Here is a 22476-nt window from a genome sequence, read left to right as displayed (position 1 = left end):
TTATCTCTCCGCTCTCATAGGGTTGTTCAAAAAGTCTTCATAGGCAAGCCTGATTCCATCCTCAAGCTCTGTCTTGTAAGTCCATCCGAGTCCGGCAGCCTTAGACACATCAAGAAGCTTTCTGGGTGTTCCGTTGGGCTTTGTTGTATCCCACTCAATTTCTCCTTCATAACCGACTACTCTGGCGATTGTCTCAGCAAGCTCTTTTATTGTAAGCTCCTTACCTGTTCCGGCATTAACTGTCTCGTTGCCGCTATAATTATTCATAAGGAATACACACAGGTTAGCAAGATCATCAACATACAAAAACTCACGAAGGGGTGATCCGTCTCCCCAACATGTCACCTTCTTAAGTCCTGCTTCCTTAGCCTCATGGAATCTTCTGAGCATCGCAGGAAGAACATGTGAATGTGTGGGATGATAATTATCATTAGGTCCGTACAGATTTGTAGGCATAACAGAAATATAATCTGTTCCATACTGTCTGTTCAAAAACTCACAATACTTAAGTCCTGAAATCTTAGCAAGGGCATATGCCTCATTTGTCTTCTCCAGTTCACTTGTAAGAAGGCAACTTTCCTTCATAGGCTGAGGTGCCATTCTGGGATAAATACAGGATGATCCAAGGAATTCAAGCTTCTTACAGCCATTCCTCCATGCTGAGTTGATAACATTCATCTCAAGTATCATGTTTTCGTACATAAAATCAGCAAGTGCACTCTGGTTAGCTTCAATTCCGCCAACTTTTGCAGCTGCAAGGAAAACATATTCAGGCTTTTCCTTAGAAAAAAATTCCTCAACAGCATCCTGCCTTGTGAGGTCAAGTTCCTTGTGTGTACGGGTAATTATATTTGTATAGCCCTGTCTTTCCAGCTCTCTTACAATTGCTGATCCAACCATTCCGCGATGACCGGCTACATATATCTTTGCATTTTTTTCCATAACTATATCTCCATTCCAAACTACAATACTTTATTTTACTCTATTTTAGCGGTTTTTTCCAATTTACTCGAAGTTAGGCAAAAAGCCATCCGTTATCTTATCCCCTCCCATGTTGAATCCGTCGGGATTGGGTGTTGAGGGAAACAGCTCGTATCCTGTTCTGTCTCCTTCCTCTGGGTAATAGAATACATTTCCGTTAATTTGCTTTTCCTTTAATACATAGCTGTTGTAAGGCTGTTGTGCTACAAGATAAGATGGCTTAAATCTCGGATAATCGTCTCTTATAAGAACTCCGAATTTAAACATCATAAAAACAGCAAACAAAGCTACTGCAATCCTGTAAATATATCTCTTAATATTTTCATCAAAGCGATTATCAAAAAGAATCACAAAGCGTCCCATCATGATCACCGTAGGAAGCCACAAATACACACATCCGTATCGGATAAGTGGTGATGTCAGCAAAAAGTACACAAGGCAAATATAGGTAACGCCTTCAATGAACAGAAAATCCGAGAGAGAAACAGTCCTTCTGCGGCTAAGATGAAATATTTTTGAAATAGTCTCATCCCCGGGAAAAGCTTTTTTCTTTTTCCTGAAAATCCTTCTGACTATGTAGTAGCCTGCACATCCGATATAGACAGGAATACTCAAAGCATCAAGAATAAGCATTCCTTTATTAACCTTCGAAAGCCCTGTATACCATTCCGGAAACCAGTCTCTTAATGGCTCACTTATCTTAGAGGGATCAGTAAAGCCTCTGCCATACACAGTTATCTCATTCGCATCACTAAGAGCAGTTGCAAACGGTATCTTCCACGAAAAATTAAAGAGGTCAATTCCGGTAAAAGGATATATCAGCCATCCAGTCTGTATTACATTCCTTACAAAATACGGAGCAGCTATAATAAGGCAAAATAGCACACTCAGCATTATTGGTGTCAAACCTTTTTTCTTTTCTTTTTTCGATATACGAATAATAGGGTGCAGTGAAAGGAGTAACAGAGGTGCTGCTGATAGCTTTATGGTTGTAACATAAACAGCGCAAATACTCAAAAGAGCATAAGGCAAAAAGGCCCTTTCCCTGGAAGAATTCAAATCCAGCCACTGAATGACTATGTAAAATACCATAGTCGCCATGAAGTAATCAGAAGCAGGCGATACCATCTCATCAAATATTGTAAACAGATAATAAATAGCTGTTACTCTTACAAAATCCGATAGTATCACATGCCCTCTTCTTTCGATACTCTTTAGATCAGCACATAGCCAAGCCAGCAGCAAAGCAAAATAACCTGCCATGGCATGCATCTGTTTTCCCCAAAATGATCCGCTGTAAAGAGCAGAAAGCGCAAAGGAAGCGCTGTTATAGCCAAGTCTAAGATGTAGATTTCCAAGTCCCTTTATTGTTCCAAACTCTTCTATCCACCTGATAGCCTGTGCATGATATAGATCAGTATCATAATGCATTAAGCCATGGGATGTACCATAAGCCATGAGCAGAAAAATCGCCAGATAGAGCCATGCACTTCCGGTACTGATAACTCTGCCAATCCCATTTATCAATCTCTCATTCATGGCCTCTCTGTACTCATAATATAACAGTGCACAAGCCAGAATCAGCACAAGATTGGCAGCCAGCGATACCCTGCTTATCAGACTAAAGAGCTCAGCGTATACATTTACCACCAGAATGCCTGCAACAAGATAGCTCTCATTATACTTAAATGAATAGACAAATCTTTTTTGTCCCTTGGAAACATGCATACAGCTTATGGATGCAATTCCCTCAAGCACAGCAAACCCAATTATGTATGTAGTTATTATTACATATATCCAATTAGCGATTACAGCCAGCATTTAGAGTTTTACCTTTTAACCAAGCAGCTCTTTAAGATATCTCTCGATAGCTTCGTGCCAATCTGCAAACATGAAGTCAGATGTAAGTTTGAACATATAGTTCTCAAGTATAGAATAAGCAGGTCTTGGTGCAGCCTGCGGATTCTTTGCTGAATACTCTGCGCTTGTAACGTGATTAACCTTTGTTGATTTTCCTGCCAGTCTGAATATCTCCTCAGTAAAGTCAGCCCAGTTGGTATCGCCTTCACAGGTTCCGTGGAACAGGCCATAATTCTCTGTTTCAAGAAGATAATGAATAGCTCTTGCAAGCTCGTAAGTACTTGTAGGGGTACCAAGCTGATCGCACACAACGCTGACCTCATCATGTTTCTCGGAAAGGCCGAGCATGGTTTTAACAAAATTCTTACCATCTCCGTATAGCCAGGCTGTTCTGATAGTAAAATAGTTCTTTGCAAATTTCTCAACAAACTGTTCGCCGGCAAGCTTTGTTATTCCGTACTTACTCACAGGACCTGTTTTATCAAACTCAGTATATGGTCTGTTTCCGTCGCCTGCAAAAACATAGTCTGTTGAAATGTGAACAAGCTTTGCTCCTGTGTCAGTAGCTGCAATTGACAGGTTTCTAGGTCCTATTGCATTTATTTTATAAGCAAGATCCACATCGCTCTCCTGTGCATCCACTGCGGTATAAGCAGCACAGTTAATAATGGCGTATGGCTTTACCTCTCTTGCAAGAGTAGTAACCGCATCAACATTGGTAATATCAAGGGGCGTAATGCCTTCTCCCTGAAAAACATCTGTATTTACAAGCTCATACTCTCCGGTTTTTCCAAGTTCCAGATTTACCGCTCTTCCCAGCTGTCCATTACATCCAGTTACAATAATTTTTTTCATAAGACTTTGCCTTTCTTATATATTGAATTATCCTGTAAAACAGTATTTATTAACGATATATCAGCTAAAAAATATATTCCCTATGAAACAAGCATACGGACGACAAAAATGCCGTCCGCCCTTTTTTCAGTATTTTATTCACCAAGCCCATTCTCTATAGCTTTAATAAGTGCCTCCATAGCCTCATTCTCATCAGGCCCCTCGCACTTAAACTCAAGTTCATCTCCACATTTGATGCACGCTCCCAGAACACTTAGCACGCTTTTAGCATTCGCTGAATTATCTCCATACATAAATGTGATATGCGATTTATAGTTCATCGCAACCTTACATAAATTTCCGGCAGGGCGCAAGTGAAGCCCTGTTGGGTTTTTAATAACCACTTTCTGTGTAATCATACATATTTCCTCTATTAAAGCATTACATCCTGTATCAACTCTGCAAGTTTTTTCGCTTCTTCATCTATAACCTTCTGATCTTTTCCCTCTATCATTACACGAACAAGGGGTTCAGTCCCTGAAGGTCTGATAAGTACCCTTCCATCTCCGGCGAATTTCTTTTCAAGCTCCTCAATTGCTTTTGCAATCTCAGGGTACTCCATATAATGGTCCTTCTTATGAGTAGGCACTGTTGCATTGTACAGAGCCTGAGGCATAACCTCCATAACCCCGGACAGCTCTGAAAGCTTCTTGCCTGTGTCCTTCATAACCTTAAGAAGATGGAGTGCTGATAAAAGTCCGTCTCCGGTTGTATTATCATCAAGGAAAATAATGTGTCCTGATTGCTCGCCGCCAAGGTTTGCGCCTATTTCTTTCATGCGCTCCAGCACATATCTGTCTCCAACCTTAGTCTTCTCGATTTTTATTCCCTCACGCTCTCCCATTTTGAAGAATCCGAGGTTACTCATTACAGTAGCAACTATGGTATCACCCTTAAGGTCACCATTATCCTTCATGTGCTTACCGATAATTGCCATTATCTCGTCGCCGTCAACGAGCTTACCTTTCTCGTCTACTGCAAGGAATCTGTCTGCATCACCGTCAAAGGCAAGTCCGATATCCGCTTTTTCGGTAACAACTCGTCCCATCAGCTCTTCCATATGTGTTGAGCCGCAGTTGGCATTGATGTTTGTGCCATCAGGATTGGTGTGAATTGCTATAACCTGCGCACCTGTCTGTCTTATAGTTTCAACAGATGTATATGAGCTTGCTCCCTCCGCACAATCCATAACTATCTTAAATCCATCAAGCCTTACATCAACACATGTAAGATTGTGATTGATATACTCTTCACGCGCATCTGTGCGGTTCTTTATCTTACCGACACCGGCACCTGTAGGCATTTTTACGCCTTCAAGATTGTGTCGTATGAGATCTTCGATTTCATCTTCCATAGCATCAGGAAGCTTGAACCCGTTACCATCAAAGAACTTTATTCCATTAAACTCCATAGGGTTGTGAGAAGCTGAAATGACTACTCCCGCATCAACTCGATATTTTCTGGTAAGGAACGCAACTGCAGGTGTAGGAAGAACCCCCACATTAACAACATTAGCACCTACTGAGCAGGCTCCTGCCATGAGTGCTGAAGCAAGCATATCTCCTGAAAGTCTTGTATCGCATCCTACCATAATGGTGGGTTTATGCTTATTCTCCTTTGACAGTACATATGCTCCTGCCTGTCCGAGCTGCATGGCAAGAAGCGGTGTCAGCTCATCATTGGCTACGCCTCTTACTCCATCTGTTCCAAATAATCTAGACATTATTATCTATCCTCCAAAATTTACTCTGTCTTCGTCAGCTTTACAGTAACACTGATCATGTCACTAGTAGTAACTCCGCCGGGTAAAAGCAATGATACATTAACAGTATAATCGCCTGACAAATCATCGCCCTCAGCTTCTATCTGAGAAAGATCCGCAACACCTGATACATCATCAGGATCAATTCTGTTTACTTTATCAGAAAGGCCACTGACAAGCAAATCAAATGCCTTGTCATCACTGACAAGCTCTGCCTCATAGCCCTCAGGAACATTTGTAAATTCTATCTGGCTGTACGGCACACTGACTGTCTTGTCATTCTTCTTATCAATATAAGCAACCACAGTTGCTATTCCGTTAAAATCCGGATCACCAAAGCTTACATTCCCCGGCAGATATCCTGACAGGTCTATAGTCTTTGTAAGATTGCCTGTAAGTCCTGTTATATCAAGTGATGCATCAGATACTGATATGGAATCAATCTTATTAAGGACCGACATTCTTCCTGCAAGAAGCACGTCCTCGGGATTTGATTCTATTACACCGGTAGCCACATAACCTTCAGCAGGAATTCCTGATATCTGATAAGTTATCGGAACTCTCTTGGTAGCAAGGATATTAACAGAAACTCCCACAGAAGAACTGCTGAGCTTCAGGCTGTCCTTAGACACCTCGTCACCATCTTCATTATAGAGATGTATCTCAGCATTAGTTCCAATATTAGTGGTATAGCCTGTTACCTCGACATTAACCTGTGCATCCTTAACGCTTTCAACTACGGATTCAGGACCCGTGATTCTTATCTGGTTCTGATCAGTAACAACATCACCTATTATATACCCATCCGTCAAGGTACCCGTTGTAGTGGCTGAAATAGCCAGAGTCTTTGAAGCTCTGTTCTCAATACTGAGCTGGACGGCATCTATACTTCCTGAAATACTCTGTATCTGATTGTAATACTTGTTAGTCTGCAGGGTAATGGCAACAAAATATGTACCGTTTATGTTGGTTGTATTTTCAAGGTCTGCTATCGCAACGATATTATCCTTACTCAAAGAATCAACAATTGATCTCGGCGCATAAACAGATACTGTGGAAATAACATCACTGTCATCAAGAACCTGATAAACCTGATTGTTATCCGTTATGCTGTTAGTATTTCTCAAAGTAACCGGCACATTGCTGAATCTCACCGAATCTACCGGATCACTTATATTCGTAACCAGGAACCAAAGAAGTGCTGCAAATAAAAGTGAAGCAATCTTCAGCCCAAGGTTGGCAGTCAAATTAAGCTTCTTCATTTTGCAATTCCTTTCCCTTTTTTGTTTCCTATTATTTTATTCTTTTTCTTTTTATCCTCAGGGCTCTTGTTCTGGATCTGGCGCAGTCTTTCTCTTAATCTTTCACTGTCCACGCCTCTCTCAAGCTCGCCCATGTATGCCACACTTATTTTTCCTGTCTCTTCTGAGACTATTATAGTAAGAGAATCCGTAACCTCAGATACTCCGACACCTGCACGGTGTCTTGTTCCAAGCTCTTTACCAAGTTCCATATTGTCAGAAAGAGGCAGATAGCATGTTGCGGAAGTGATTCTGTCTCCCCTTACTATAACCGCTCCGTCATGAAGAGGTGTATTATGCTCAAAAATATTGATAAGCAGCTGACTTGTGATAATGCCATCTATATCAATACCTGTTCTCTCATACTCACTTAAAGATGAGAGCTGCTCAATTACAATAAGAGCTCCTGTTCTAACCTTCGCCATCTCTACACAGGCTCTTATTATCTCGTTTATGGTCTTATCCGAAAATCTTCCCTCTTCGGTTGCTTCAGTAAAATTAAATAATCCGTGAAGGAAGTTTCTTCGTCCGATACCTTCAAGTGCCTTCCTCAGCTCCGGCTGCAGGATGACAACCATTGCAGTTACTGCGATACCGAATACATTCTGTACTATCCACAAAATTGTAGACATATTGAATGCAGCAGCAATAACTATAAAGACAACAATAACTACGACCCCTTTTAGAAGGGACCATAGTCTCGTCGTTTTAGCCCAAACCAGAATATGATAGATCAGGAATGCTATTATCAGCATCTCCACAACATCGAGAGCCCTGACCGTAGGCATATGCAGGTTTGTCAGATTGTTTTCAAGAAAAAATCCGATATGTTGCATTTAAAATTACTCGCCTCTATCTTTGCCTCTGTAATCTTTTCCGGCACTTTGTCCGCTGATTCTCTTTACCTTCGGTGAAGGAGTGGAAACCGTAACCTTCGGAACTGCCTTTACATAATAGTAGTATTCATCATCCTCGAACTGTACCTTCTCAATTCTCGAGTAATCAAGATTAAACGCAAAGAATTGAAGAATCAGGAGTAATACTATCGAAATGAATGTCTGAAAAATAACCCCTACAAATGAAAGCTCTGTAGTATATATCATATCTCCGATAAGCAGACATACGATATCTGCAAGAGCACCCGATACTATTGCAATTGTCCAGGCATGATCAATGGACATCCTTCTGATGAAATAAACTATTGCAAGCGTAATTGAAAATGCGCCCACAAACACCCACATACTCTTGTTGTTTAACAGCTCTGAGATAATTGTCTGGAACTGTGCAGCTGCCTCTTCCATCTTCCCATCCGTAAGTGTCGTGGCACTGCCTGAAATATAGTTTACAAAAAAGGCAACTATGATTCCGCATGCCATCGAAATGATGGATGTGGGGGTTCCCATAAGTCCCAGTGCAATAGGCATCACATAAGGTACGCCGATATAAAAGCACATGGGCGTCAGCATTACTGCGATTGTATCCTTCGGTGAAAATCTGAAGTAAAGCAGAAACATCAAAAGAAAAACAATAAGTGCTATTGCCGCACAAAAAATGGAGAGCTTGTATAGATGTGCAAGAATAAATCCTGCAGAAACAAGTACCATAAAGTTCTGTGGCATTATTGAACACAGAAGTGAAGCCATCAGCAATATAGGCAGTTTTGTCAGATTGGTCTGATACCCGATCTTATTGCTAATCATTGTAAGTGCTATCAAAGAAAGCAAAAACTTCCAAACGTACGTAATGTACAATTCGTATTTAACATAAAAATTCTTAATATATTCTCGTATTTCCAGTAAAGATGTCATTTCCCCTATTCCTTTTCATACATTCTTCCCAGCTTCTTAAGGCAGGAAAAATATGCTCTCATATTCTTACGCATTTTTCCGTAACGTATGGAATAAATGATGTATGATATTACTGAGTACACGACTACAAGCGCAACATAATAAGCCAGATATTTTCTGGCTGCCCACGCAATATCCGTGTTGTAAATATCCTGAAGTACATCAGAAAAATGATACATCACATATGCAGCGACCAGTATCAGATAAACCACTGTGGCACTGATAATGGACTTCAGTACCTGGAATCCGACATAGTCGCTGCGAAAGTACGAATTTATAGCGTTATTCTTTTTCCCCTCATGCTGCTCGTAAGCAGCCATCCTGGTCATCAGGATAACTCTCTCCTCGTTTAACATAGCATCCTCAGGTCTTAAGGAATTTCATACCTGCATCCGGCTTCTTTGGAGTCTGCTTCTTGGCAATCTCAGCAGCAAGAGCCTGCTGGCGTTCCTTAACTGTATTACTTAGTGCATTAGTAACCGTTGCTTTGCATTTAGCGCAAAGTCTTCCTGTAGCTATACGGGTTCCGCAATTCTCACAAGTAATCTGGATAGGTGAATTCTCGGCAAAAATAAGCCTCTCCTCCAAAATCCACTTCTTGAGCTGCTTAGTGGAAACCTCGCATTGCTCTGATATTTGTTTGAGGCGGCTTCCAGGGTTCTCTTCAATATACTTCTTGACCTGCTGGAATTTCTCCTCAATCTCCTTCTTGCAATTGTCGCAGATAACCTCACCTACGACATAATTGAACATCTTACCACATCTGGAACAATTACGAATATTACTCATGATATCCTCCTATTTTGCAGTGGTTATTTTCACACCACCTGGCCTATTGCAAGCGTTACAAAGAATATCCTTTTCACTCCATGTCTTCGAAATTCCCTGGCTAGCTCATCAATAGTACTGCCGGTCGTGTAAATGTCATCAACAAGGATAATACACTTAAATTCTACATCATTTTCATATATATTAAAAGCCTTTTTCAAATTTGAGCGCCTTTGTGATACATCAAGAAGCTTCATTGGAACCGTATCTCTTGTTCTGTAAACAATATCATTTCTGACAGGTATGCCAACTGCTTTTCCCAGCGCAAGGGCAAATTCTTCTGCCTGATTATATCCGCGTTTTCTCTGCTTTTTCTTATACATGGGAACCGGGATTATCGCATCAGCTCCCATACTTTTTATAGCCTCTCCAAGATAACGCTTTGCACTCTCAGCATAGAAATCTGCATATTCACGTCTCCCTGAATATTTAAATCTGTATATGGAACCGGAAATAGTTCTGTATCTGAAAATACCAAAGCCTCTGTCATAGTCATGGCTTATCTTTTCACAATCAGGACAGTACTCTTTCTCCGCATCAGCAAGAGGCTTTCCGCACTTCATACAGATGATTCTCCCCGCAGGTTTTATTATCTTTTTACATTCAGGATGAACAAGTCCTTTCCCGCGCCCTACTATGTCATCACAGACAGGGCATCTTCGAGGATAGAGAATCGAAATAACCCCCTCTCTTAATTCCTCAATCTGCACTCATTACCTCCATTATTCTGTCCTTAAGGCCTGTATATCTTTTAAGCTGCTCCTCATTTTCTATCATGGTATTGACGGTTTCTTCATTACCTAATATCACAACGCATCTTTGCGCTCTGGTCACGGCAGTGTACAACAGATTTCTGTTAAGAAGCATCCGCGGTCCTCCAAGAAGAGGCAATATAACAGCAGGGTACTCAGATCCCTGTGACTTATGTATGGTTATGGCATAAGCATGTTCAAGGTCATCAAGCTCCGAAAACGGATATGTTACGCGCCTTCCCTCATCAAACTCCACTATAAGTTCCTTCATAGCGGTATTTATGTCCGCGACAACCCCCATGTCACCATTAAAAATTCCCAGACCTTTTTCCGTCACTATGCCATACTTTCCACAGATCTCCCACTCAGCCTGATAATTGTTGTGAATTTGCATGACCCTGTCACCAACCCTGATGACTCTCTCGCCGTGAACATATTCCTTTTTGTGCTCTTCCGCAGGATTTAAATATCGCTGCAATATGGCATTCAGGGTCTGCGCGCCCAAAGGTCCTCTTTTCATAGGTGTAAGAACCTGAATATCACTGCTGGAAGCCTTTACATATCCCGGCAGCTTGTCCCTTATGAGTTCTATCATATGCTTATAGATGACATCTGAATTATCTCTTTTAAGGAAAAAGAAATCTTTGCTCTTATTATCCATTTTAATCGGATTGCCATCCTTGATTTTATGGGCATTCATAACAATGTCACTCTGTTTTGCCTGCCTGAAAATCTTCTGAAGAGTGATCGTAGTAAATTGCCCGCTTCCAATCAGATCATGCAGAACCTGCCCGGGTCCCACACTTGGAAGCTGAGAGCTGTCACCCACAAGTATGAGATGAGTTCCGGGGATAACAGCCTTTAAAAGAGCTGAAAATAAATGCATATCCACCATGGACATCTCATCAATAATTATTGCATCAGCTTCCAGAGGGTTATCCGAATTTTTCTCAAAATGTATTCTGCTTCTGTCACTTTTATCATCTGATAGACCTCCGCCTCCCACTCCCAGAAGTCTGTGTATCGTATATGCCTCGTATCCTGTTGCTTCCTTCATTCTCTTGGCAGCTCTTCCCGTGGGAGCAGCCAACACTATTTCCATCTGTTCTTCAGCGTAATACTCTATTATGGTATTAATGGTTGTTGTTTTTCCTGTTCCCGGACCACCTGTTATTATTACTACACCATTCTTTGCACTTGCAGCGGCTGCCTTTCTCTGCAGGTCATCAAGCTCAATCCCACGCCTTTTTTCTATTCCCTTTATTCTATCAAGAAGCGCCTCCTCAGGAGTTGCAGACACCTGTAGGTTAAGCTCTTTTAACATTACTGCTATTGCCTGTTCCACATAAAAAAATGATGAAGCATAAACTTCGTTATCTCCGCGATAGATAAGCTTCCTCTCCACCATAAGATTATCCATCATAAGAGCGATATGCTCAGCCTCTACCCCAAGAAGCTGTGTGCATTTTTGTAGCAACTCTTCTTTTGGTAAAAAGCTGTGACCATCAGCTGATGCTTCCACCAACACATACAAAATACCGCTTCGTATTCTGTAATCAGAATCCACACTGATTCCAACACGTGAAGCAATCTCATCCGCTGTCTTAAATCCGATGCCCTCTATATCGTCTGCAAGCTTGTACGGATTTTCCTTTAAGATCTTATACACCTGTGCACCGTATTTTTCATATATCCTTACGGACATATTGCCGGTAATACCATATCCGGACATGAACACAAATGCATCTCGCATTTCTCTCTTGTCCGCAAGCTGAATTGCTATATCTCTAGCCTTCTTTTCACTTATTCCTTTTATTTCCGCCAGCCTTTCCGGCTCGTCCTCTATTATTCTGAAGGTCTCCGCTCCGAATTTCTTTACAATCCTCCTGGCCATGGTCTCTCCGATGCCCTTAATAGCACCTGAGCCAAGGTATCTCTCCATTGATTCCGTATCATCAGGCACAGAAATCTGATACCCTTTAACCTTAATCTGTTCCCCATATACCGGATGCTCCGTCATCTCTCCTTCGACTATAAGGGTATCCCCTTCGTCAACATCGATAAAGCTTCCTACACAGGTTATCTCCTCGCCATCTGCTACCAGGACCATAACTCCGTAAGCTTTATCCGGGCTTCTGTATATGAAATGATCTATATATCCCTTTACTTCCATCATTATCCTCAAAAAAATACAGATATCAGATAAGCCGATATCTGTATTCGCATTAAATATCTGTTTTTTGAGCATCAAGCTCCGCCAAGGATTATTACAAATTGTAATTCCTTTTCATGTTCTCATATAACATCTGAGCAAGCCCCGTGCTCTGGGTATCTGCTCCTGTAGATGCAATATCCTGAATGGTTAAGTCCTTAAAATAATCTACCATCTTGCTCATAGAACCTGACTCATCTTTACTGAAAACCTTCGCAGTATTCTCGTAGCCTTTATAAATCTGCTCCATAAAGTACGCCTCAAACTGCTTGCAGGCGTCCATAAGCTCCTTATCAACCTGTGCCTTATCTTCCTCAGTCTCAATTTTTCTGACTTTTGACGCAGCAGAATTAATCCTGTCAGAAGCAGCCTGGCTGCTGGCATATTGCGAAATCCCCGATAAACTGTTTATGGAATTCATATCAACTGCCATATTTTATATCCTCACTTATCTCTTAAGTCCATTAGCTGTCTGCATCATCTCATCGGTAGTTGTGATAGCTGTTGAGTTCATCTCATATGCTCTCTGTGCAACAATAAGGTTAACCATCTCGGTTGCAACATTAACATTTGATCCCTCCAGATACCCCTGAACAACAGTGCTTCGTCTGATACCTACTGTTGTAGCTTCCGGAAGTGCCTCACCGCTGGCCATTGTCTGCATAAAGCTAGTATCCCCAACTCTCTCAAGGCCCTCAGCATTTCTGAACTGGAAGAGAGCTATTGTTCCTATATCCACCCTGTTCTGGTTAGCATCAAGATAATACAAATTACCCTCTGCATCACAGGTAATATCTGTTGCCTTCACAGTCTCATCATTTACCACGAGAGGGTTACCGTCAATTCCTAAAACAGGATTACCCTCTGATGTTGTAAGTTCCAAAGTATTCTGCTCTGTAAGAGCCCATACAAAATTACCGTTTCTGGTATATCTGATATTATTCTGGTTTAAATCCTGGGCATCTGTTGAATACGCAAAGAATCCATCACCCTGTATAGCAAAAGCTGAGCTCGAGTCATTATCCTGAAGATTACCCTGAGTAAAAAACTGGTTGATGGATGACACCCTTACTCCAAGTCCCACGTCCGAATTTACCGGTGAGCCTGTTGTCTGCACTGTCTTGGTCTTAAGCTCCTGGTATAAAAGAGACTTAAATTTTGCACTCTGTGCCTTATAACCTGCTGAATTGACATTAGCAAGGTTATTCGCTATGGTGTCTACATTTGTCTGTTGCGCATTCATTCCTGATGCTGCTGTCCATAAGCTTCTTACCATAAAATACCTCCTAGCGATTTTCGACAGAACTTAGTTTGCAAAATCCCTCGATAAGCGTGACAACTTTGTAGTGACATAATAAGTAAAAGCAATACTTTGCCAATCAATATATCGGCAAATAATCCATAAAAAATAAGTCCCGTACTTACTGAATCTTTCCAAGCTGATTAACTGCTATATCAAGTGTATCATCTTCTGCCTGCATAGCTTTGGAATTTGTCTCATAATTTCTTTGGATAGAAATGATATTGACCATTTCATCCACAACGCTTACATTTGAGGCTTCCAAATATCCCTGATTAACTGTCGCATTAGCTTCAGCAGCAGTAGTAGATATCACCTGTGCGCCACCATCTCCTATGATAAAGGCATTATCCTGATACCTTTGCAAAAACTGCGGAGAATCAAATCTTGCTACCTGTATCGTCGTTACAACATTTTGATTTTGTACAATTCTGCCATCCTGCAAAATTGTGGAATCCGAATTTGGATCTAACTGAATGGGATTATTATTGATATCCAGAACATTATTACCCTCGCTGGTGACCAGGTAGCCATCCTGCGTAAGGGTAAAGTTTCCGTCTCTGGTATATTTGATAAGCTGTCCTCCGCCATCAGGATCATCTGAAGCGAATGAGGTAGCAAAAAAAGCATTGCCGCCGGCGCCCATATTGTCATTTACTGACTGGTCGTCGACATTGGGAAGTCCGTTGTTCAGAGCAAGGTCATAGGTCTGACCTGTCTGTCTGAGCCCTCCCTGTTCGAAATTAGTATATGATCCTGCAAGCTTAACTCCGGGATTTATGAGTCCAAGTCTCCTCGCTGTCCAGGGCGCATCAGAATAGTCCTTGATCTTCAGTCCCAGAAGATCACGAAAAGACTGACTGACCGAACGTTCCTCCTTGAAACCGGTAGAATTCACATTGGCGAGATTATTAGTCTCGATATCCATGCGCTTCTGTTCGTTTATCATGCCTGTGTACGCAGTGTATAGACCTTTAACCATATTATGTCCCCTATGTTGTTTTGTGTTAAGCTCGCCGAAACCTCGCTAATTAAATTTCCTTGTAACCAGCAAGGAACTCTACATAGCGACCTGTTCCGATAGCAACCGCTGTCATAGGATCCTCAGCAGTTACGGTATTGATACCTGTCTTGGAAGCGATCAGGTCATCAAGTCCGCGAAGAAGGCTTCCACCACCTGTAAGGACAATTCCTCTGTCTGCAATATCAGCAGCAAGTTCCGGAGGGGTCTTCTCAAGTACGCCGTGAATAGCCTCAACTATCTGCGCAGTTGTCTCGCGCAAAGCTTCTTCAGTTTCCTCTGAGGACACCTTAACGGTCTTAGGAAGACCTGTAACAAGGTTACGTCCTCTAACATCCATATAATCAGCCTCAGCCCTGGGATATGCAGCACCAATCTTGATCTTGATATCCTCGGCTGTTCTCTCACCGATAAGAAGATTGTGCTTTTTACGCATATATCTGACTATAGCTTCATCAAAATCATCGCCTGCGATTTTAACTGATGTGCTGACAACGGTTCCTCCAAGAGAGATAACGGCAATATCCGAAGTACCACCGCCTATATCAACAATCATGTTACCGCATGGCTTTGTAATATCTATTCCTGCTCCGATAGCTGCTGCAATGGGCTCCTCGATAATTTTTACGTCTCTTGCACCTGCCATAAGAGTTGCATCTTCAACCGCCTTACGCTCTACCTCCGTTACTCCGCTGGGTACACATACAGCTATGAGCGGTTTACGGAAAGTTCTGTGTCCGATAGCTTTTGTTATGAAATACTTCATCATCTGCTCGGTTACCTTGTAATCGGATATAACTCCCTGTCTCAATGGTCTAACCGCTACAATATTGCCGGGAGTACGGCCAAGCATAAGTCTTGCATCTTCACCAATAGCCTTGATTTTCTCCGTATCCCTGTCGTAAGCAACCACGGAGGGCTCCTTTAAAACTACACCCTTTCCACGGATGTAAACAAGGATACTTGCTGTTCCTAAATCAATACCTATATCTGTATACTGCATGAAATCTATTACCCCTTTCTGGAAATAAGGCTCAGAGCGCATAGTCGCTCACATTAACTATTAAAAGATATAATTCATAAAGCATTATAAACCAATAGGGCAATATTTGAAACATCAAATAATAAATTTTTCTGATGCCACATTCATGTCATAAGATATATCGGCACTACTTTATAAAAACTTTATACTTTTTTGCAAAAAATTTTTATTTTTTCTCAAGCATCTTTTTTATATATGCTCCGGTGTATGATTCCTTACACTTTGCAACCTGCTCCGGTGTTCCCTGAGCAACTACGGTTCCGCCTCCGGAACCGCCTTCAGGTCCCATGTCTATGATGTAGTCGCCTGTCTTTATAACGTCCAGATTATGCTCAATTACAACCACGGTATTTCCGGCATCCACCAGCTCATGCAGAATCTTTACAAGCTTTTGAACATCTGCAAAATGAAGACCTGTTGTAGGTTCATCCAGGATATAAATTGTCTTTCCGGTACTTGCTCTTGATAGCTCAGTCGCAAGCTTAATTCTCTGCGCCTCTCCTCCTGAAAGCTCCGTAGAGGGCTGTCCGAGCTTTACATACCCAAGGCCAACATCATATAAGGTCTTTATCTTTCTCTTTATTGTCTTGATATTCTCAAAGAAAGGCAATGCCTCCTCAACCGTCATATCAAGTACATCATATATATTTTTGCCTTTATAATGTACCTCCAGGGTTTCTCTGTTATATCTCTTTCCTCCGCACACTTCGCAGGGAACATATACATCAGGAAGGAAATGCATCTCTATCTTGATAATTCCGTCACCGCCGCAGGCTTCACATCTTCCGCCCTTTACATTAAATGAAAATCTTCCCTTTTTATATCCTCTTGTTTTGGCATCTGGCGTTCCTGCAAATAAATCTCTGATCATGTCAAAGACCCCTGTATAGGTCGCAGGATTTGACCTGGGAGTCCTGCCTATAGGAGACTGATCGATTGCTATTACCTTATCAAGCTGCTCTATGCCCTCAATTCCTTTATGCTTTCCGGGTATGCACCTGGCTCTATTCAGGTCTCTTTCAAGATGTTTGTAAAGAATTTCATTTACAAGCGAGCTCTTTCCGGATCCTGAGACACCTGTCACTATCGTCAGTACTCCAAGAGGAAATTTAACATCAATATTCTTAAGATTGTTCTCCTCAGCGCCCTTTACCTTGATCCATCCGGTGGGCTTTCTTCTGTGGTCCGGAACCTCTATTTTGAGCTTACCTGAAAGATACTGCCCGGTAATTGATTCCTTAACCTTCATTATCTCTTCGGCAGTACCTGCAGCAACAATCTCTCCACCATGAGCACCTGCTCCCGGTCCCACATCTACTATATAATCCGCAGCTCTCATAGTGTCCTCATCATGTTCAACCACAATGAGAGTATTTCCTAAATCTCTCAGATTCTTAAGAGTATTCAAAAGCTTATCATTGTCTCTCTGATGAAGTCCAATACTTGGCTCATCAAGTATGTAGCAAACTCCACAAAGTCCAGAACCTATCTGAGTCGCCAGTCTGATTCGCTGAGCCTCTCCTCCGGACAATGTTCCTGTGGCTCTTGACAAGGACAGATAGTCCAGACCAACGTCTATAAGGAAGCCGACTCTTGCCCTGATTTCCTTTAGAACCTGTGCTCCAATCAATTCCTGCTGTTTAGTGAGCTTTAGCCCTTCGAGGTATTCATGAAGTTCTCCTATGGACATGGAGGTTATCTCGAAAATATTCTTATCATCGATGGTAACAGCCAGTGAATCTGCCTTAAGTCTTTGTCCTTTGCAGGCAGGACAAGGAGTTATTCTCATATACTGCTCATATTCAGCCTTCTGATTTTCAGAGAAGGTCTCTCTGTACCTTTGCTCCACATTTTTAATTAGGCCATCGAATTTAATGGGATATCTTCCCTCTCCGCGCTGTCCGGAGTATTCAACTATAACCTCTCTGTCTGCACCGTGGACCAGCATATCCCTGACCTTAGGTGTCAGCTTTTCAAAAGGTGTATCCAGACTGAATTTATATTCTTTGGACAGAGCTCGCAGCACCGCATTTGAAAAACTTCCTTCTTTACTTGAAGACTGCCAACCCATTACCTGGAAACATCCTTCATTAATAGAAAGAGATTTATCAGGTATCATAAGATCCTCGTCAAACTCCATCTTATAACCAAGACCTGTACACTCAGGGCAGGCGCCGAAGGGATTATTAAACGAAAAGCTTCTGGGCTCAATCTCAGATATGCTTATTCCACAATCAGGGCAGGCAAAGTTCTGGCTGAAATTCATGGGTTCACCATCAATAACATCAACCGTAAGAAGGCCCTCCGCAAGATTTAGAGCGCTCTCAATAGAATCGGTAAGGCGTCCCCTAAGCTCCTCTGTGTCCTCTCTTATCACAAGTCTGTCCACAATGATCTCTATATTGTGCTTTATGTTTTTATCCAGTTTAATTTCCTCTGAAAGATCATACTGGCTATCGTCAATTCTGACACGAACAAAGCCTGCTCTCTTTGCTCTGTCCAGCACCTTGGCATGCTCTCCCTTTCTACCTCTGACAACCGGTGAAAGAATCTGGAATCTTGTACCAACGGGAAGAGACAAAATCTGTTCTGCCATCTCGTCCACAGTCTGTCTTCTAATCTCACGTCCGCAATTTGGGCAGTGCGGAATACCGATTCGTGCATACAGAAGTCTGAAATGATCATATATCTCAGTTACTGTTCCTACTGTTGATCTGGGATTTCTGTTTGTTGATTTCTGATCTATTGAAATAGTGGGCGAGAGTCCCTCTATCTTTTCAACATCCGGCTTATCCATCTGTCCCAGAAACATTCTCGCGTATGAAGACAAAGATTCCATATATCTTCTTTGTCCCTCTGCAAAAATCGTATCAAATGCAAGAGACGATTTTCCTGAACCGGAGAGCCCGGTAAACACAGTGAGAGTGTCTCTGGGGATATCAACCTTAATATGTTTAAGGTTGTGCTCATTCGCACCGCGTACACGTATATAGTCATGAATATCATCAGACAGAATGCGTTTCGCCGTAGTATTGATTTTAGTCATGTGTGTATTATCTGTCATTATTATTTTCCTCCGGTAACCTCAAGCAAGTGCTTTTTTAAATCAATCATCTGATCTCTCAGCATCGCAGCAGTTTCAAAGTCAAGCTCCGTTGCAGCGCGCTTCATACGCTTCTCTACATCGGCTATTACTTTCTCGAGTTCCTTCTTATCCATAGACTCAGGATCCTTTTCAAACTGAACCTCCTGCTTGGCAACAGCTTTGGTAACACTAATCAGATCTCTTACAGCCTTACGGATAGTCTGGGGAGTAATACCGTGCTCCTCATTATATGCCTGCTGTATTTTCCTTCTTCTCTCTGTAATCTCTATGGCGTTTTTCATGGAGTCCGTCATATTATCAGCATACATGATAACATGTCCGTCAGCGTTTCTCGCCGCTCTTCCGATTGTCTGTATCAGCGATGTTTCAGACCTCAGAAATCCCTCTTTATCAGCATCAATTATGGCAACAAGAGATATCTCCGGTATATCCAGTCCCTCTCTTAGCAGGTTAATTCCTACAAGAACATCAAATACGTCAAGTCTCATATCACGAATGATCTGGGCTCTCTCAAGGGTATCAATGTCCGAGTGCATATACTTGACTCTGATACCTGTCTCCGCAAGATATTCAGTCAGATCTTCTGCCATTTTCTTGGTGAGAGTGGTAACAAGAACCTTGCTTTTCTTAGCAGTCTCTTTATTAATTTCTGTGATGAGATCATCTATCTGACCCTCAACCGGTCTTACCGATATCTCAGGATCAAGAAGTCCTGTCGGTCTTATTATCTGCTCTGCACGCAAAAGCTCATGCTCTGCTTCATATGGTCCGGGAGTGGCAGAACAAAACAGCATCTGATCAATATGTGTCTCAAACTCCTCAAAATTAAGCGGCCTGTTATCAAGAGCAGATGGAAGTCTGAATCCATAATCCACCAGTGTCATCTTACGGGATCTGTCCCCATGGTACATGGCACCTATCTGCGGAATAGTCATATGTGACTCATCAACTATTATAAGGAACTCTCCGTCAAAGAAATCCATAAGTGTAAGCGGCGGTTCCCCGGGCTTGGCAAAATTAAGATGCCTCGAATAGTTTTCAATTCCAGAGCAGAAGCCGGTTTCACGCATCATCTCCACATCAAAATTGGTGCGCTCCGCAATTCTCTGAGCTTCAATCAGCTTATCCTCTCCCTTAAAAAACTTCACCTGTTCATCAAGCTCAGCCTCTATATTCCGGCATGCAAGATTTATCTTCTCCTGAGGCACAACGTAATGGGATGCAGGATATATCATCACATGAGAGAGTTCATTTTTTATCGTCCCTGTCACAGGCTCAACTTCGCATATCCTGTCTATCTCATCTCCAAACAGCTCTATTCTGATAAGATAATCATCTGCCTGAGCAGGAAAAATCTCTATGGTATCTCCCCGCACACGGAAGTTACATCTGTTGATATCCAGGTCATTTCTCGTATACTGAATTGCCACCAGATCCTTAAGTATCTGATCCCTGCTTCGTTCCATTCCGGGTCTTAATGATATTGACATCCCTTTAAATTCATCAGGACTGCCAAGGCCGTATATACAGGAAACGCTCGCAACAACAATGACATCCTTCCTCTCAGTCAGAGACGCGGTAGCAGAAAGACGAAGCTTATCTATCTCATCATTTATGGCTGAGTCCTTGGCTATATAAGTATCCGTCTGAGGAACATACGCTTCGGGCTGATAATAATCATAATAGGATACGAAGTATTCCACCGCATTATTAGGGAAAAACTCCTTAAATTCCCCATAAAGCTGCCCCGCAAGAGTTTTGTTGTGACTAATTACAAGTGTGGGCTTATTAAGTGCCTGTATCACATTTGCCATGGCAAATGTTTTTCCCGATCCGGTTACACCTTGCAGCGTCTCAAACTGATTGCCGCTCTTAAATCCATTAACCAGTTTCTCAATCGCCTGCGGCTGGTCACCTGTTGGCTTATATTCTGACTTAAGTTCAAAATGATCCATGAGTTTTCCTCTTATTTAATCCGAACATATTTTCGATATCTCTTAATTCTATCATATGCTCTATAAAAACTCAATCGTATCGTAGGTTCTGACTATATCAATGAAAATATCGCCATCATGCGCTATTTCTCTTCTTCTACGAAAAACTCCTGTCCTTATAATCCAAAAAACATTTCTTAAAATTTTATAATTTTTATGTGTGCGGACCCCAAGCAAATCCTTTCTTACATCATCAGCGCTAATATAACGTTCCAAAGCATCCGGTCTGCAGCAGCGTCTTATCACATTACGCATATCAAGTTCAAATCTACCTGATACGCAGGACTTATCCAAAAGCTTCTCCATGGTTTTTCCAAGCTGATAAATATCAGCCTGAAAACTCTCACTTCCAAGGCCTCCATATTGCTCAGGAGCAGCATAGCCCTTTGTGCCTGCTGCCATAATACCACTCTTAATATCCTTATTCTCCTGCCCAAATCCATATAGTATCTTAGCTGTCCCAAAGTCTATAAAAATAAGCCTTCCGCTCTTATCCATCATAATATTCGATGGCTTAATATCTCTATGAATAACCGGTGGCTTAATCCCATGGAGTCCTGATACTATTTTTGTCATATTAATGAAAAGCGCTTTTAATTCAGACTCAGACATCCTGTAAACAGCTAATTGATCCAGGGCCTCTCCATAAATCTCCTCCATGATAAGAGCATCATCACACTCTCCATAAAGGGCAGGAGCCCCATTAAATCCTGCTTCGCCAAGAAATTTCAGTATCCTGCCTTCATTCTTAAGCTGAGAGTATGCCATTCTGCCTTTCCCCACTTTTTTAATGATGCATTTTTTATTAGTTTCCTTAAAATATCCCCTGTGGATTTCACCGTTTCCGCCTCGTCCTATGCAAGCACCAAGAATCACTTCATGCATAATGCGCAGGCCGTCACCGGCCTCTCCTCTCCCCTGCCTTTTAGCAGTTCTTTCAGTGCTTCAATATTTTCCTGCATGGTTTCGCTGTCAATACACATCTGCGGGCACAGTCTTTTATGAATATCACTTCTAAGCTGTCTCTCAAAAAATGAAGGCGTGGCTGCTATTATGGTACTGCCTTCATGAAGGCTTCCCTTTATATAACAAAAGCCTCCTCTTTTGAGGGCTCCTTTTACACTGCTTACTTTTTCACAGACTATTTCTTCTGCATCAAATCTATCAACTTTAACAACCCTGTTTTCTCCATTGTTCATAATATGATAATTCATTCCATTTATCACAATAACCATGATATCCGGCCATTTCTTTATAAACAGGAGCCTTCCGCCTCCAAATCCACAAAACAGCTTATGAAGCTGTTGTTCAAGAGCTCTGTGACACTCTTTTCTCTGCGCCTTATATACCATCTTTTCAGCAGCTCTTATTATTCTATCGTTTAGCTTCGCATCCTTTTTATCCGAGCTAAGCACCATTACAACAGTATCCTGATTCTCCCTTTTGCGAATTCCTTTTATCATCAGACCATCATTATTAAGTTTTTTACCCGGCTCACGCAAAGTGGCCGCATAATATTCCATTATCTCCACTTCCTTCCTGTGCGCTCATTATTATTTTCATGGGATGTGCATAT

Annotated in this window: 20 protein-coding genes; all 20 read right to left on the bottom strand. The window is 41.8% G+C overall.

Annotated elements, in window-relative coordinates:
• Entirely contained in the window at positions 1 to 942 is a 942-nt protein-coding gene (locus ACHCNF_RS11940; protein WP_408070013.1) for a GDP-L-fucose synthase family protein, read from the bottom strand.
• Positions 943 to 1005: 63 nt separating this feature from the next.
• The gene (locus ACHCNF_RS11935) at positions 1006 to 2802 is read right to left on the bottom strand and encodes a DUF8201 family protein (protein WP_408070012.1); all 1797 of its coding nucleotides are present in this window, start codon (positions 2800 to 2802) and stop codon (positions 1006 to 1008) included.
• A gap of 15 nt (positions 2803 to 2817) precedes the next feature.
• Positions 2818 to 3696 (bottom strand): dTDP-4-dehydrorhamnose reductase, encoded by an 879-nt coding sequence (gene rfbD / locus ACHCNF_RS11930; RefSeq protein ID WP_408070011.1) that lies wholly within the window; start codon positions 3694 to 3696, stop codon positions 2818 to 2820.
• A 134-nt stretch (positions 3697 to 3830) separates the two neighbouring features.
• Complete coding sequence (locus ACHCNF_RS11925) at positions 3831 to 4094, bottom strand: HPr family phosphocarrier protein (RefSeq protein ID WP_408070010.1); 264 nt, start codon at positions 4092 to 4094, stop codon at positions 3831 to 3833.
• 14 nt (positions 4095 to 4108) lie between these two features.
• Positions 4109 to 5458 carry a phosphoglucosamine mutase gene (glmM, locus tag ACHCNF_RS11920; RefSeq protein ID WP_408070009.1) on the bottom strand — a complete coding sequence of 450 codons (1350 nt, stop codon included), beginning with the start codon at positions 5456 to 5458 and terminating at the stop codon, positions 4109 to 4111.
• A gap of 20 nt (positions 5459 to 5478) precedes the next feature.
• Positions 5479 to 6759 carry a CdaR family protein gene (locus ACHCNF_RS11915; protein ID WP_408070008.1) on the bottom strand — a complete coding sequence of 427 codons (1281 nt, stop codon included), beginning with the start codon at positions 6757 to 6759 and terminating at the stop codon, positions 5479 to 5481.
• Positions 6756 to 7634 (bottom strand): diadenylate cyclase CdaA, encoded by an 879-nt coding sequence (gene cdaA / locus ACHCNF_RS11910; RefSeq protein WP_408070007.1) that lies wholly within the window; start codon positions 7632 to 7634, stop codon positions 6756 to 6758. Before cdaA ends, ACHCNF_RS11915 begins: the two co-directional genes overlap by 4 nt.
• Positions 7635 to 7640: 6 nt before the next feature.
• The gene (locus ACHCNF_RS11905) at positions 7641 to 8513 is read right to left on the bottom strand and encodes a hypothetical protein (RefSeq protein ID WP_408070006.1); all 873 of its coding nucleotides are present in this window, start codon (positions 8511 to 8513) and stop codon (positions 7641 to 7643) included.
• Positions 8514 to 8611: 98 nt separating this feature from the next.
• Positions 8612 to 9001, bottom strand: coding sequence for a hypothetical protein (locus ACHCNF_RS11900; protein ID WP_408070005.1), 390 nt, complete (start codon positions 8999 to 9001; stop codon positions 8612 to 8614).
• A 7-nt stretch (positions 9002 to 9008) separates the two neighbouring features.
• The gene (locus ACHCNF_RS11895; RefSeq protein WP_408070004.1) at positions 9009 to 9434 is read right to left on the bottom strand and encodes a flagellar protein; all 426 of its coding nucleotides are present in this window, start codon (positions 9432 to 9434) and stop codon (positions 9009 to 9011) included.
• Between the two features lie 29 nt (positions 9435 to 9463).
• Complete coding sequence (locus tag ACHCNF_RS11890; RefSeq protein ID WP_408070003.1) at positions 9464 to 10183, bottom strand: ComF family protein; 720 nt, start codon at positions 10181 to 10183, stop codon at positions 9464 to 9466.
• Entirely contained in the window at positions 10173 to 12401 is a 2229-nt protein-coding gene (locus ACHCNF_RS11885; RefSeq protein ID WP_408070002.1) for an SF1B family DNA helicase RecD2, read from the bottom strand. The genes ACHCNF_RS11890 and ACHCNF_RS11885 overlap by 11 nt, the downstream gene beginning before the upstream one ends.
• Before the next feature lie 91 nt (positions 12402 to 12492).
• On the bottom strand, positions 12493 to 12870 hold the full coding sequence (locus tag ACHCNF_RS11880; protein WP_408070001.1) for a hypothetical protein: 378 nt from the start codon (positions 12868 to 12870) through the stop codon (positions 12493 to 12495).
• 15 nt (positions 12871 to 12885) lie between these two features.
• Positions 12886 to 13713: a flagellar hook-basal body protein gene (locus ACHCNF_RS11875; RefSeq protein ID WP_408070000.1), complete on the bottom strand. Its 828-nt coding sequence runs from the start codon at positions 13711 to 13713 to the stop codon at positions 12886 to 12888.
• Between the two features lie 145 nt (positions 13714 to 13858).
• The gene (locus ACHCNF_RS11870) at positions 13859 to 14719 is read right to left on the bottom strand and encodes a flagellar hook-basal body protein (RefSeq protein ID WP_408069999.1); all 861 of its coding nucleotides are present in this window, start codon (positions 14717 to 14719) and stop codon (positions 13859 to 13861) included.
• Between the two features lie 49 nt (positions 14720 to 14768).
• Entirely contained in the window at positions 14769 to 15761 is a 993-nt protein-coding gene (locus ACHCNF_RS11865) for a rod shape-determining protein (RefSeq protein ID WP_408069998.1), read from the bottom strand.
• Between the two features lie 205 nt (positions 15762 to 15966).
• The gene (gene uvrA / locus ACHCNF_RS11860) at positions 15967 to 18846 is read right to left on the bottom strand and encodes an excinuclease ABC subunit UvrA (protein WP_408072234.1); all 2880 of its coding nucleotides are present in this window, start codon (positions 18844 to 18846) and stop codon (positions 15967 to 15969) included.
• 20 nt (positions 18847 to 18866) lie between these two features.
• Entirely contained in the window at positions 18867 to 20861 is a 1995-nt protein-coding gene (gene uvrB / locus ACHCNF_RS11855) for an excinuclease ABC subunit UvrB (protein WP_408069997.1), read from the bottom strand.
• Positions 20862 to 20921: 60 nt separating this feature from the next.
• Positions 20922 to 21785 (bottom strand): serine/threonine protein kinase, encoded by an 864-nt coding sequence (locus tag ACHCNF_RS11850; RefSeq protein ID WP_408069996.1) that lies wholly within the window; start codon positions 21783 to 21785, stop codon positions 20922 to 20924.
• Positions 21773 to 22423 carry a hypothetical protein gene (locus tag ACHCNF_RS11845; protein WP_408069995.1) on the bottom strand — a complete coding sequence of 217 codons (651 nt, stop codon included), beginning with the start codon at positions 22421 to 22423 and terminating at the stop codon, positions 21773 to 21775. Before ACHCNF_RS11845 ends, ACHCNF_RS11850 begins: the two co-directional genes overlap by 13 nt.
• Positions 22424 to 22476 lie beyond the last annotated feature (53 nt).

Origin of the sequence: Butyrivibrio sp. NATIVEDY162, assembly GCF_045999815.1 — a bacterium.
GTDB lineage: Bacteria > Bacillota > Clostridia > Lachnospirales > Lachnospiraceae > Butyrivibrio.
The sequence above is the reverse complement of the archived record's forward strand: the minus strand, read 5'-3'. Positions and strand labels throughout refer to the sequence as shown.